Genomic DNA, 10,326 nt, shown 5'->3' with positions numbered 1-10,326 from the left:
GCACACGCAACGCGTCAAGTTCCGCTGCCATCTACCCTTTATACAGACTTCTTCACCCGATGTCCATAGGCTGCCCCTAAGCAACAGATTCTTCAGCTATTAGCCCGAAGGACAATTTCACCCTGATTCGACGATGCATCGTGATTGACGTCGTTCAGCCAGGTGTCCCATTCCTGCGATTCCTGCGTATTCCACGGCCACGCCATGCCGGCGGATTCCAGGCCGCCCAGGCCAGCACCGGCTGCGCTTGCCGGGCGAACTCGCCCTTGCGCCCCGCTGGCGTTCGTTCGCTGCTCTGGCATAATCCGCGCTGGACAACCCCCGCGACCGGCAGTCCAAGCCGGCGCCGGTCGCGTCATCTGGTGGGAAACTCTGGTCGGAAACAATCGGCATGCTGCGATGAATACGGAAACCTTGAAGGAAACGCTTCGGCGGGAATTGCCGGCGCTGTTGCGCGCTGACCCGGATTTGCGCTCGTTCATCCTGGAACTGACCCGAGGACAATACGCCGACCGGGCTGAAACCCAGGATCGGTTTTACGAAATCCTGGCCGAATTGCGGCGTGACCGCGAGGAGCAGACCCGCAAGTGGGAGGAGCAGAACCGCAAGTGGGACGAGGAGACCCGCAAGTGGGACGAGGAGAACCGCAAGTGGGATGAGCAGAATCGCAAGTGGGATGAGCAGAACCGCAAGTGGGACGAGCAGAACCGCAAGTGGGAAGCGAACCAGGAGGAACTGCGGCGGCTCCATGAGGAGATCATGGAGCAGGCGAAGAAGGTTGATCGTTCGATCGGGGCGCTCGGCGCGCGCTGGGGCACGCAGTCTGAGAAAGCCTTCCGCGACGCGCTGGCGGGGATTCTCGAACAGAGCTTCGGGGTGCAGGTGATCAACGTCAACGAGTACGACGACCAGGGCGAAGTGTTCGGGCGGCCGGATCAGGTCGAACTGGATGTGATCATCCGCAATGGCCTGCTGTTGATCTGCGAGCTCAAATCGTCGATCGACAAAGCGGGAATGTACAGCTTCGAGCGCAAGGCGCGCTTCTACGAGCGACGGCACCAGCGGACGGCGAATCGGCTGATCGTCATTTCGCCGATGATCGACCCGCGGGCGGTCAAGCTGGCGGCGGCGTTGGGGATCGAGATCTACGGCGATTCGACCGAGGTGGAGGCTTTGTAAGGCAAGGCCGGGCCGAAACGCGTCTTGTCCAGCGCGGCCACATTTACGTCCCCTCCGGGGTCGCAAGTGGCCGTTGCGGCTACCGCCGGAGGCGCTCCGCGGCACTGTCCTGTTCCGGACTGGGGGACCTCAGGACGAAGCGAAAACCCACGGCGGCGTCGCGCCAGACGCGATGCCACGCGTTGCGGTAGGCCGAGCGAAGCCCCCTGGCCCCGTGGAGCCACGAGCCGCCGCGCACGACGCGAAGGCTATCCCACGCGTCGGGCTCCGGCCCCCTTGGGTCGTCCTGCACCGCCGCGCCGTAGGTCCGCAGTCGGTCGGCACACCACTCCCAGACGTTGCCGTGCATTTCGTACAAGCCCCAGCCATTCGGCGGAAACGATTTCACCGCCACTGTTCCGCCTCGCTTCCCCGCGAAGTTCGCCTGTTCGTGCGTGATTCCGTCACCGCAGGCGTATGCCGTCTCGCTGCCGGCGCGACACGCGTACTCCCATTCGGCTTCGCTCGGCAGGCTGGCCCGAACGACAGGCAACAGCTTGTCGACACGTCGCAGGAACGCGTGCACTTCGTTCCAGCTCACCTTCTTGGCCGGCTTCTGGCGATCGTCAGCGAAACGGCTCGGGTTGCCGTGCATCACCGCCCACCATAGCGCCTGCGTGCACGCAGTGTCGGCAAGCCAGAAGCCTTGCGTGATACGCACGCGGTGGCGTGATCCTTCGCTGCCATAACGTCCAGCCTCACTGGCCGGCGAACCCATCCAGAACTCGCCGGGGGCGATCCAGCGAAAGCGCTGGACGACGCCGGCGATCGTCAGGTCGGCGTAGAGGCCATACGCGAGGTCGGCGCCAAGCACTACTCCCGGCGCGAGCTCGCGCGGCGCGGCGCTGTAGCCGTTCGTCCTTGGCGGCCAGCAAGCCGCAGCGTCGTCGCCGGCAAGCGGCGGCGAGTCCCATTGCCTGCGCCGTGCGCTGCGCGCTGCAGCGTGCGTACGGCGCGCGCCCAGCGTTCGCCGGCCTGCGCCGCGTCGAGCTCGGCGAGGTCGGCGGCGAGCGCCTGCTCTTCAAGCTGGATGAGCAGCGACTCGCCGACGCGCCGGCTGGCGACGATCTTCGCCAGCCGCCGGCGCAGCGGCAGTTCTTCACCACGCAGGTAGCGCCGGTGATCGGCAAGGCGTTTGCGGCGCAGTTGCGTGCCGAGCAGGCAGGGTTCGCTGTCGGCGTGGTTCCAGGCGGCGAGTTCGCCCGCCGTCGACACGCCGAGCGCCAGGCGCAGCGCACGCAGCAGTTCGGGTTCGACGACGACGGCGAGCGACAGCGCGGCGAGCAACTGTTCGGCCGCCTGCGTCAACGCGCTCGTGTGGGCTTTGTGCAAGGCGGGGAAATACAGCGCGCCGCGCTAGACCAGGTAGGCGATCAGCTCGCCGTGCGCCTTCGGCAGGCGCAGCGTGAGCACTAGGCAGCGGCGCAGGAAGGCGGCCGGCAGCTCGCGTTCTTCGTTCGAGGTGACGATGACCAGCGGCACCGGCGCCCCGGCGGGCCGCGCCACGGCGCGCGCCAGCGGCGGCACGCTGAAGCGGCCGTTGCCGAGCGCTTCGAGCAGGCCGTTCGGCAGGTCGGCTTCCGCCTTGTCGATCTCGTCAATCAGCAGCACCGTGCCGCGCCGGCGTCCACTCGCCTTCCGGCGTTTCGGGCGCGATGCCGCAGGCGCGCGGCAGCGAGCTGCGCCGCGGCGCCCGCCCAGTCGAACGCCCACCACAGCGCACCGGGCTCGATGTAGCGCGCAGCATTGAGGTCGGCCGGCACCGTGCTGCCGGGAACGGCGCCCAGGTGCGCCGCGGCGGCGTGTGCCAGTTGGTTCTTACCGGTTCCCGGATCGCCGCGCACGAGCAGCGGCCGGCCGGCGGCCTCGGCGGCGCGCAGCACGCGCACCTGTTCGTCGTCGAAACGATGCCGGCTGCCCGGCCACGAACCCGTCGCGGGCAGCTCGATTTCCTTGCGGTCGTACGTGGGTAGCGTCATGGCGGATTCGATTCGGGCGCGGCAAGCTCGCGCAGGAGGTGGGCTACCAGCGTCAGCAGCGTCGTTTCGTCGTAACGGTAGAGCCCATCGAGCCCCTCGCCCGCCGGGCGGTCCTGCAGCACGAGAACGTCGGTCGCCAGGTGGTCGACAAGCCACTGGATGAGCGCATCGCTCAAGGCCGACTCGTCGCCGGCGGGGAAGACGAAGAAACGCGCTTCGCCGTTCAACGCGGCAAACACATTTTCGGCACGCAGACAGGCGCAGGTCTGTTCGTCAAGCAGCGCCGGCTCGTTTCATCGCCGGCCTCGATGGTGACGGGGATCGCGGCGCGATCTTCGAGCGGCACGCGACCCTCCTTTTGCGGTGTCGTCCAGATCTTGTCGGGTTCCTCGCGATGCGGCAGCATCGCGCCCGGCTGCTGATCAGGCGGCGCGACGGCGAAACTCTTCAAGACGTGCCTCGTTCTGGCCGTGACGAGCAACTGTTGGATGATCGAACAGGATCGTCGCCGAAGATGCGCTAGACGAAGCGGAGCAAGGATGTTTCAAACACGACAACGCTTGATCGCCAGCGTGACCGCACTGCTGTGCATGGCGCAACCGATCCATGCCGACTGGGCGGACGACGTCAACCAGATCAACAGCCTGACACAGCAGGGCAAGCATCCGGAAGCGCAGCACTTCGCCTCGGAGAGCCTGGCTCGCGGTCCCGGCGGACTTCTCTTCGCGGGCACCGGCACGCTGATCATCCGTCATCAGCGCGCCAGCATCCGTTTGCTCCTGGGGGATATCGCCGGAGCGATCGAGGACGCCGGCGTCATCGTCCGCGCGAACTCGGACCTGCTGAAAGCCGACGCGGGATACGCCATTCGCATCCTGGCCAAGGCAGCGAGTGGCGACGCCGCAGGCGCGGAAGCCGAGTTTCTCGCCGGTAGTGAAATTATCAAGACGGGTCCGACTTCCACCTTCGCTCCCGCGAAGGGCTTCCGTGAGAACTTCCTGATCGAATCGGGCGCCGTTGCCAACCTGCTGCTCGGCCGCCTCGACCAGGCGGAAGCCGATCTCGCGCAGATCATTGCCGCCGATTTCGAAACGTCACTGCCGATGCTCATCGACCTGGTCGAGACGAAGAAGCGATCGTGGACGAAAACGCGCGAGACAATCGCAAGGCTGCGTGATGGCGACCTGCACGCCGCCCGGGAACTTGCCCGTCATGCGCTGCAAATCCTGTACGACGGAAAGGAGACCAGGAACGGCGCTGGCTTTTCGACCGCCAGGATGGTGCTCGACACACTCGAGCGCAAAGAAAGCCAACGCGGCGCGGCAGTCGAAGAAGGGCTGCTGTTGCAGGCGCAGCAGCAACTGAGCGGCGGCGATCGGCGCGCGGCTTTCGCGACCTTCGTTCGCGCCTTTGGCGAACTACCGCCTTCTGCGGCGCAGGACAAGGCCTTTCAGGGCCTGGCGCTGATCTATCCGACACTGCCGACAAGACCGGGCCTGCCCGAGGCGGCACGGCGATTCCTGGTGCAGGCGCGAGGAGTCGTCGAGGACAAGGAGTACGCCCGCGCCGTCGGACGCTACGACCAGGCGATCCGCCTGGCGCCGTGGTGGGCGCCACTATGACCGGGCGCTGCTGCTCGGCCTGATCGGCCGCTACGGCCAGGCGACCGAGTCGATGCAGCGTCACCTGCAACTTGCTCCGAGCGCGGAAAGCGCCCGTGCGGCGCAGGACAAAATCTACGAATGGGAACTGAAGATCGATACGCAGCCGGGCAGCGCGGGCCGTATGCGGCAGAGCGGATATTGACCTGATGGCGGCGATTCACCGAAGCATGCTGGCGGTCGCCTTGGCGAACGCCGTTCTCATCGCACCGGCATGGGGCGAGAAATCGACTGTCATGGTAGTCTCGCCTCGTACCGTCTGAGCCATCCGAACCTCAACTGCACGTGCACTTCTGCGCGCAGCATGCCAAATTGCAGCGGCACGGGGGGGAAACAGCGGCCAGTGGACGCGCTCGACCAAGGGCAAATATGCCAGTGCACGCGCATCGATCGGCGCTTCGCTCTTCGGCGCCGTGCTGGGCGCCGTGCTGGCAAGCCCGGGTCCATCGCCGGCAGATCTGGAACGTGAACGCCACGAGGCGGAACTCCAGCGCCAGCAAGCCGAAGCCGAGCGGCTTGCGGCGCAGGAGCGCGCCCGTCAGGCGGAGGAGAAGCACCGCAAGCTGCTCGGCGCGCTGAGTTCGCTGCCCGGCGCGCCGGCTTCCGGGAGTGCGCCGCCAGCGAGCGGCGTGCGCCTGCTCGCACTCGAAGATGCCGGCGCTGCCCCGACCGATGTCGGCGTAGCGCGCTTGCCCGATCCCGCTGCTGCGGAACACGCCTTTCCCAGCGACGAGGCGGCGCGTGAATGGCTGGCCGGACCGGAAACCCTGTTCTTGGCCGTCTGGAAACCGCTGGCCGTGGCCCCTCCATTGTCGGCAACGCCAGCGATGCTGCCGACCTGCACGAACCCGGCGCAGGGCTGCGAGATCAGATTGCCGGCCGCCGCGTCTATCCCTCGCATTGCCACCGGCCAGCCGCCGACACGCGTGGACGCGCAAGCACCCGAGCCGGAAGCCGTCCAGCGAATGGTCAGGCTGCTGCGTCCGCCTTCCTGCATCGCGCCCTGCGGCGACGAAAAGGATTACCTGCGCGCCTGGGGTGCCGCCAGTCTGCCGCCCGAAGTGGCCCGCGCGGCAACGCTGCTGACGCTGGTCGACCGGCTCAAGGAAACGCGCAAGATCCTTGTCGAAAGCATGCCGCTGATGGCGCTCGACACCGCCCCAACAAGAATCTCGCCGCCGGCGTAAAGATCGTCTACAACGTTGGCGAAACCGCCGATACGGTGCTCAAGGATGCGCTGAAAGTCGCCGGCCTTGCTGTTTCTCTTTCCGGACGGCAGCGAAATCACCGGCCTGGCGGTCAACACCCGCAAAGGCGAGATATTCGTTGCCACCGCCGACGCCGTTTTCGCGCTCGACCGCGGCGTTGCGGAAAAAAAGCTCGCCGGCCTGGGCGGTCGGCTGCAGTGGCGCGACGGCTAGCTGTATGTGCTCGACCCGGTACATTCCATTTTTGCCCGCGTACTCTTCATCGGCAATGGCAACTGACATGCTGCGTGTTTTTGCGCGCATGCGCGCATGCGCGCGTCCACGCGACCACCGTCAGTCTGTAGAGGGCGGCATACTCTTGTGGCAATGCTTCTGGCCGCTACCGCCATCCTCGCCCCGGCGCGGGCGGAAACGCCAGTGGGCAGCGCAGATCCCGTGCAGGTGGCGACGGAAGCCGCGCCGGTGATCACGGTCAGTGGACATTTCCGCCTCGTCGTGCCGGCCGAATGGGATTCGGTGATCGATTCGCCGTCGACACTCGCGCCCGACGACGGGGAGCCGGCTGGGGCCTCACGCTTCATGGGCCATCGCGGGGCGAAGTCGGTTCGCGCATCTCGGTGCACTACCATGTCAGCGGTGGCTGGCCGTACCGATCCGATCAACCGCTATTTGAGCGTCTTCGCCAGGCCGGCGTTCGGCGTAACGCCTGAAGGCAGCGCGTACGGCCCCGTGGGCGATGCCACGCTGGCCGGGCGCTGGCGGCCAGGAATTTGCCTCAGGCGGAGACGACGGACGACGACGGCGGACGGCGGCGGCGCGTACTCCAGCCGACGGCCAGCAAGCCCCCGGCGATCAGCGCGTAGGTTCCGGGTTCGGGAACGACCTCGAAGCGGATGCGATAGACGTTCGTATCGGCGGCGAGTCCGCTGGTGAAGACGTAGCCGGCGGCGGTCGGCAGACCGTCGAAGCCCGCCAGCTCGGCGAAGTTGGCGCTGACCACGCCGTTCTGCGGCGTGCGCAGGTTGTTGTTGCCGACGAAGGCAGCGGCGGCGGGATCGAAGAGCTCGGAGCCGGCGTCCCAGATGTCGGCGGCGGTCTGTTCGATCGAGCTGAGCAGCAGATTGCCGGCGGCGTCGAACAGCCGATAGCGCGTCGGCGAATCGTTGCCGATGAAGAAGTCGTTGCTCGGGACGACCATCGAGGCGAAGGTGAAGAAGGGATTCGCCTGCGCGTCGACCTGGAAAGTCGCGCTGCGCGTCTGCCCGGAGTCGAGGCGGCCGGCGATCGTGCCGCGCGTCGCTCCCGGGTCGGTCGCGGCGAAAGCCGGATGCCAGGCCGAGCCGCTGCCGCCCTCGGCGACCGAGATGATTTGCGCTGTCGGCGTCTGGCCGCTGTTGAAGGCGTCGAAGCTGCCGTTGTTGAAGCCCAGATGCAGAGGTGCGAAGCTGATGCTGTTGCTTGGCGCAAGGTTTTCGACGGTAACGTTGAGCGTGAGCTGCGCCGCGCCGGCGGTGGCACAGAGCGCAAGTGCGGCAGTGCCGGCGGTCAGCCGGGCGGGCGTGAAGGAACGAGGATGCAGCATGATGGATCTCCTTGGGTAATGAGGTAGTGCAGCGGAGCCAGGCGAGGGAAAGACGCAAGGCGCGCTGGCGCCTGTCGTTTCCCGCGCGCTGAATGGGTCGGGGGTCGTCCGCGGAAACCCACCACGCGCGCCGGCGGTCTGGCCGGCAGGTGCGCGGATCGGCGAGCCTGATCGGGACGAACCCGCGGCGGAGCTTTGTTACTTCTTCATTTCATCCCTGGCCATGGCGTCCTTCTTCATGCCGTCCTTGGCCATGTGATCTTTGGCCATCGCGTCCTTTTTCATACCGTCCTTGGCCATGCCGTCCTTGGTCATGTTGTCCTTCTTCATGCCGTCTTTCGCCATGTGCTCCCTGGCCATTTCGTCCTTCTTCATCTCGTCGGCGGCAAAAGCCGTTCCGCCGGCCAGCGCGAGGCTGAGCGAGAGCAGCGTGTGGGCGACAAGTCTCTTGATATTCATGGTTGACTCCTTGCTATTGATTGAATGAAAGCGTGATTGATCGGCAGGTTTGCCGCTTTTTCAGGGCAGTTGGGCGTCGCCGCTCAACTGCCGCCGAACCAGTTGTACCCCTGGTCTTCCCAGTAACCGCCGGGGTAAGTGTTGGTGACGAAAATGGCTTGAATGTGCTTCGGGTTCTTGTAGCCGAGCTTGGTCGGGATGCGCAGCTTGAGCGGGAAGCCGTAGCGCGGCTCCAGCGTGCGTCCGTCGCAACTGAGGGCGAGCAGCGTTTGCGGGTGCATGGCGCTCGCCATGTCGATACTCGTGTAGTAGTCGTCGGCGCACTTGAAGCCGACATAGCGGGCGCTCAGGTCGGCGCCGATGCGGCGCAGAAAGTCGGCGAAAGGGACGCCGCCCCACTTGCCGATGGCGCTCCAGCCTTCCACACAGATATGCCGCGTCACCTGCTCGCGCTGCGGCAGGCGACGCAATTCGGCCAGCGTCCAGGCGTGGCGGTCGGCGACCAGGCCGCTGACTTCGAGGCGAAAGCCCTCCTCGTCGACCACCGGAATCTCGTTTTCGCCATAGAAGGCGTTGAACGGAAACGGGCGTGCGATCAGCGAATCGGGATAGGTCGGCGCCAGTTGTTGCGGATCGAACAGCCAGCCCTGCGCCTTGTCGTTGAAACGCGAGATGCGCGTCAAGGCGTTCTCGACACTCTCTTCGTCGACCAGCGCGCAGCCGCTGAGCAGGGAAAGCCCGCCGAGCGTCAGCGTGCGGCGCAGGAAGGCGCGCCGCTCGGGCACGACGACGCTGCGTCCGACTTCGTTGCGCGCAGCGCGGAGAACGGCGTCGCCGTTGTCGGCCAGCCAGCGAAAGGGGTTTGCGCTCATGGTGATGGTTCCTTTCAGCGCCCGCGAATCATCGCCGGCAGGGTGCGCGGCACGAGCGCGACCATCGCCAGATGCACGACGATGAAAGCGAGCAGCGCCGACATGGCAAGAAAATGGACCCGGCGCGCCGCTTCGTAGCCGCCGAGCAGTTCGCGCAGCAGCGGAAACTGCACCGATTTCCACAGCACCAGACCGGACAGCACGAGGAGAACGGTATCCGCGATGACAAACAGGTACGCCGCGCGCTGCACGGTGTTGTAGTGCGTCGGGTCGGCATGCGACAGCCGGCCGTGCCAGGCCGCCTGCAGGTCGGCGACGAAGGCGCGCGCCGACAACGGGAAGAACTTGCGGCGCAGGCGCCCGCTCAGCACGTTGCACGCCAGGTAGAGCAGACCGTTGCCGGCGAGCAGCCACATTGCCGCGAAATGCCATTGGATCGCGCCGCCGAGCCAACCGCCGAGCGTCATCCATTTCGGGATGACGAAGGGGAAGAACGGCGCTGCGTTGTAGATGCGCCAGCCGCTGAGCGTCAGCACGATGACGGCGACGACGTTGAGCCAGTGCGTCAGGCGCAACCAAAGCGGGTGAATCACGGCAGTCTTCAGGTTCATGTCCTTTGCTTCCGGATGAGGCGTATATTTCGTCTGGCTTTCGTCTGGCGGCGGCAAGCGTTGCGGGGTCTTCGCCGGACGCTGTATTGCTTGCCTGTGCAAGGTAGTTCGTCGGCTGGCCGCAGCCGGTTACACCTTCGGGCAGAAATTCCTTGCGCACGGACGAAAGATTTTTTTCGCTCGCGGGTAACCAAAGACCTCGATGCAACGAATAGAGAGAGAGAACCCTTGGCGTGCGCGCGAAGATCGTCTGCGCGAGCTGCTGCTCGCCGGGCTGTCCGGCGACAGCAGGCGCTATCAGACGTTTCTCGAAGAACTGAGCAAGCACCTGCGGGCGTTTCTGCGCAAACGCCTGCTGAGCTTGCCCGATGAGGTGGAGGATCTCGTGCAGGAAGCGCTGCTCGCAATACACAATCAGCGGCACACCTACGACCAGCGGCAACCGCTGTCGGCGTGGGTACACGCCATTGCCCGCTACAAGCTGGTCGACTTCTTGCGCCGGCGGGCGGTGCACGACCTGCCGAACGAAGCGCTCGATGCGGCTGACGAAATCTTCACCACAGCCGACGCCGACGCCGCCGAGGCGCGCCGCGACCTCCACAAGCTGCTCGACGAATTGCCCGACCGCCACCGTTTGCCGATCATCCACACGCGGCTTGACGGCCATTCGGTCGAGGAGGCGGCGAGGCTGACCGGCATGTCGGTGTCGGCGGTCAAGATCGGCGTGCACCGGGGT

The 10,326-nt window shown here is 66.0% G+C and carries 16 protein-coding genes; 5 read left to right on the top strand and 11 right to left on the bottom strand.

Annotated features, from left to right (window positions below; genetic code table 11):
- Window positions 1-399: 399 nt before the first annotated feature.
- Window positions 400-1,179 (top strand): DUF3782 domain-containing protein, encoded by a 780-nt coding sequence (locus Q1L59_RS02070; RefSeq protein ID WP_300327637.1) that lies wholly within the window; start codon window positions 400-402, stop codon window positions 1,177-1,179.
- A 79-nt stretch (window positions 1,180-1,258) separates the two neighbouring features.
- Here the strand turns inward: Q1L59_RS02070 and Q1L59_RS02065 are convergent, their stop codons facing one another.
- Genes Q1L59_RS02065 through Q1L59_RS02040 form a run of 6 tightly spaced genes read right to left on the bottom strand, consistent with a single transcriptional unit; the run spans window position 1,259 to window position 3,648 of the window.
- Complete coding sequence (locus Q1L59_RS02065; protein WP_300327636.1) at window positions 1,259-2,032, bottom strand: formylglycine-generating enzyme family protein; 774 nt, start codon at window positions 2,030-2,032, stop codon at window positions 1,259-1,261.
- Window positions 2,032-2,550, bottom strand: a complete 519-nt coding sequence (locus Q1L59_RS02060) for a hypothetical protein (RefSeq protein ID WP_300327635.1) — start codon at window positions 2,548-2,550, stop codon at window positions 2,032-2,034. Before Q1L59_RS02060 ends, Q1L59_RS02065 begins: the two co-directional genes overlap by 1 nt.
- Window positions 2,551-2,574: 24 nt before the next feature.
- Window positions 2,575-2,829 (bottom strand): hypothetical protein, encoded by a 255-nt coding sequence (locus Q1L59_RS02055; RefSeq protein ID WP_300327634.1) that lies wholly within the window; start codon window positions 2,827-2,829, stop codon window positions 2,575-2,577.
- On the bottom strand, window positions 2,820-3,197 hold the full coding sequence (locus Q1L59_RS02050; protein WP_300327633.1) for a hypothetical protein: 378 nt from the start codon (window positions 3,195-3,197) through the stop codon (window positions 2,820-2,822). Before Q1L59_RS02050 ends, Q1L59_RS02055 begins: the two co-directional genes overlap by 10 nt.
- On the bottom strand, window positions 3,194-3,436 hold the full coding sequence (locus Q1L59_RS02045; protein ID WP_300327632.1) for a hypothetical protein: 243 nt from the start codon (window positions 3,434-3,436) through the stop codon (window positions 3,194-3,196). The genes Q1L59_RS02050 and Q1L59_RS02045 overlap by 4 nt, the downstream gene beginning before the upstream one ends.
- A complete protein-coding gene (locus tag Q1L59_RS02040; protein ID WP_300327631.1) occupies window positions 3,421-3,648 on the bottom strand; it encodes a hypothetical protein in 228 nt (75 codons plus the stop codon). The genes Q1L59_RS02045 and Q1L59_RS02040 overlap by 16 nt, the downstream gene beginning before the upstream one ends.
- 88 nt (window positions 3,649-3,736) lie before the next feature.
- Between Q1L59_RS02040 and Q1L59_RS02035 the strand changes: the two genes are divergently transcribed.
- From Q1L59_RS02035 to Q1L59_RS02025, 3 genes are all read left to right on the top strand, one after another.
- On the top strand, window positions 3,737-4,819 hold the full coding sequence (locus Q1L59_RS02035; protein WP_300327630.1) for a hypothetical protein: 1,083 nt from the start codon (window positions 3,737-3,739) through the stop codon (window positions 4,817-4,819).
- Window positions 4,820-4,871: 52 nt separating this feature from the next.
- Entirely contained in the window at window positions 4,872-5,003 is a 132-nt protein-coding gene (locus tag Q1L59_RS02030; RefSeq protein ID WP_300327629.1) for a hypothetical protein, read from the top strand.
- Window positions 5,004-5,283: 280 nt separating this feature from the next.
- On the top strand, window positions 5,284-6,045 hold the full coding sequence (locus tag Q1L59_RS02025; RefSeq protein ID WP_300327628.1) for a hypothetical protein: 762 nt from the start codon (window positions 5,284-5,286) through the stop codon (window positions 6,043-6,045).
- 39 nt (window positions 6,046-6,084) lie between these two features.
- Here Q1L59_RS02025 and Q1L59_RS02020 read toward each other — a convergent pair whose 3' ends face one another.
- The 5 genes from Q1L59_RS02020 to Q1L59_RS02000 all read right to left on the bottom strand — a co-directional run bounded on the left by Q1L59_RS02020 (window position 6,085) and on the right by Q1L59_RS02000 (window position 9,590).
- Window positions 6,085-6,369, bottom strand: a complete 285-nt coding sequence (locus Q1L59_RS02020; RefSeq protein ID WP_300327627.1) for a hypothetical protein — start codon at window positions 6,367-6,369, stop codon at window positions 6,085-6,087.
- A gap of 472 nt (window positions 6,370-6,841) precedes the next feature.
- Complete coding sequence (locus Q1L59_RS02015; RefSeq protein ID WP_300327626.1) at window positions 6,842-7,648, bottom strand: spondin domain-containing protein; 807 nt, start codon at window positions 7,646-7,648, stop codon at window positions 6,842-6,844.
- A 198-nt stretch (window positions 7,649-7,846) separates the two neighbouring features.
- The gene (locus tag Q1L59_RS02010) at window positions 7,847-8,101 is read right to left on the bottom strand and encodes a pentapeptide MXKDX repeat protein (RefSeq protein ID WP_300327638.1); all 255 of its coding nucleotides are present in this window, start codon (window positions 8,099-8,101) and stop codon (window positions 7,847-7,849) included.
- 89 nt (window positions 8,102-8,190) lie between these two features.
- Window positions 8,191-8,979: a molybdopterin-dependent oxidoreductase gene (locus Q1L59_RS02005; RefSeq protein WP_300327625.1), complete on the bottom strand. Its 789-nt coding sequence runs from the start codon at window positions 8,977-8,979 to the stop codon at window positions 8,191-8,193.
- Between the two features lie 14 nt (window positions 8,980-8,993).
- On the bottom strand, window positions 8,994-9,590 hold the full coding sequence (locus tag Q1L59_RS02000; protein WP_300327624.1) for a cytochrome b/b6 domain-containing protein: 597 nt from the start codon (window positions 9,588-9,590) through the stop codon (window positions 8,994-8,996).
- Between the two features lie 202 nt (window positions 9,591-9,792).
- Between Q1L59_RS02000 and Q1L59_RS01995 the strand changes: the two genes are divergently transcribed.
- The coding region (locus tag Q1L59_RS01995) for a sigma-70 family RNA polymerase sigma factor (protein ID WP_300327623.1) at window positions 9,793-10,326 on the top strand (534 nt) is incomplete at its 3' end.

The sequence above is a fragment of the Accumulibacter sp. genome, from assembly GCF_029255125.1.
Taxonomy (GTDB): Bacteria; Pseudomonadota; Gammaproteobacteria; order Burkholderiales; family Rhodocyclaceae; genus Accumulibacter.
This window is presented reverse-complemented; position numbering and strand designations above follow the sequence as displayed.

What these genes read in the sequence shown, in the direction of transcription:
- Q1L59_RS02070 (WP_300327637.1), top strand. Translation starts at nt 400, where the DNA reads ATGAATACGGAAACCTTGAAGGAAACGCTTCGGCGGGAATTGCCGGCG.
- Q1L59_RS02050 (WP_300327633.1), bottom strand. Translation starts at nt 3,197, where the DNA reads ATGACGCTACCCACGTACGACCGCAAGGAAATCGAGCTGCCCGCGACG.
- Q1L59_RS02035 (WP_300327630.1), top strand. Translation starts at nt 3,737, where the DNA reads ATGTTTCAAACACGACAACGCTTGATCGCCAGCGTGACCGCACTGCTG.
- Q1L59_RS02030 (WP_300327629.1), top strand. Translation starts at nt 4,872, where the DNA reads ATGCAGCGTCACCTGCAACTTGCTCCGAGCGCGGAAAGCGCCCGTGCG.
- Q1L59_RS02020 (WP_300327627.1), bottom strand. Translation starts at nt 6,369, where the DNA reads ATGCGCGCAAAAACACGCAGCATGTCAGTTGCCATTGCCGATGAAGAG.
- Q1L59_RS02015 (WP_300327626.1), bottom strand. Translation starts at nt 7,648, where the DNA reads ATGCTGCATCCTCGTTCCTTCACGCCCGCCCGGCTGACCGCCGGCACT.
- Q1L59_RS02005 (WP_300327625.1), bottom strand. Translation starts at nt 8,979, where the DNA reads ATGAGCGCAAACCCCTTTCGCTGGCTGGCCGACAACGGCGACGCCGTT.
- Q1L59_RS02000 (WP_300327624.1), bottom strand. Translation starts at nt 9,590, where the DNA reads ATGAACCTGAAGACTGCCGTGATTCACCCGCTTTGGTTGCGCCTGACG.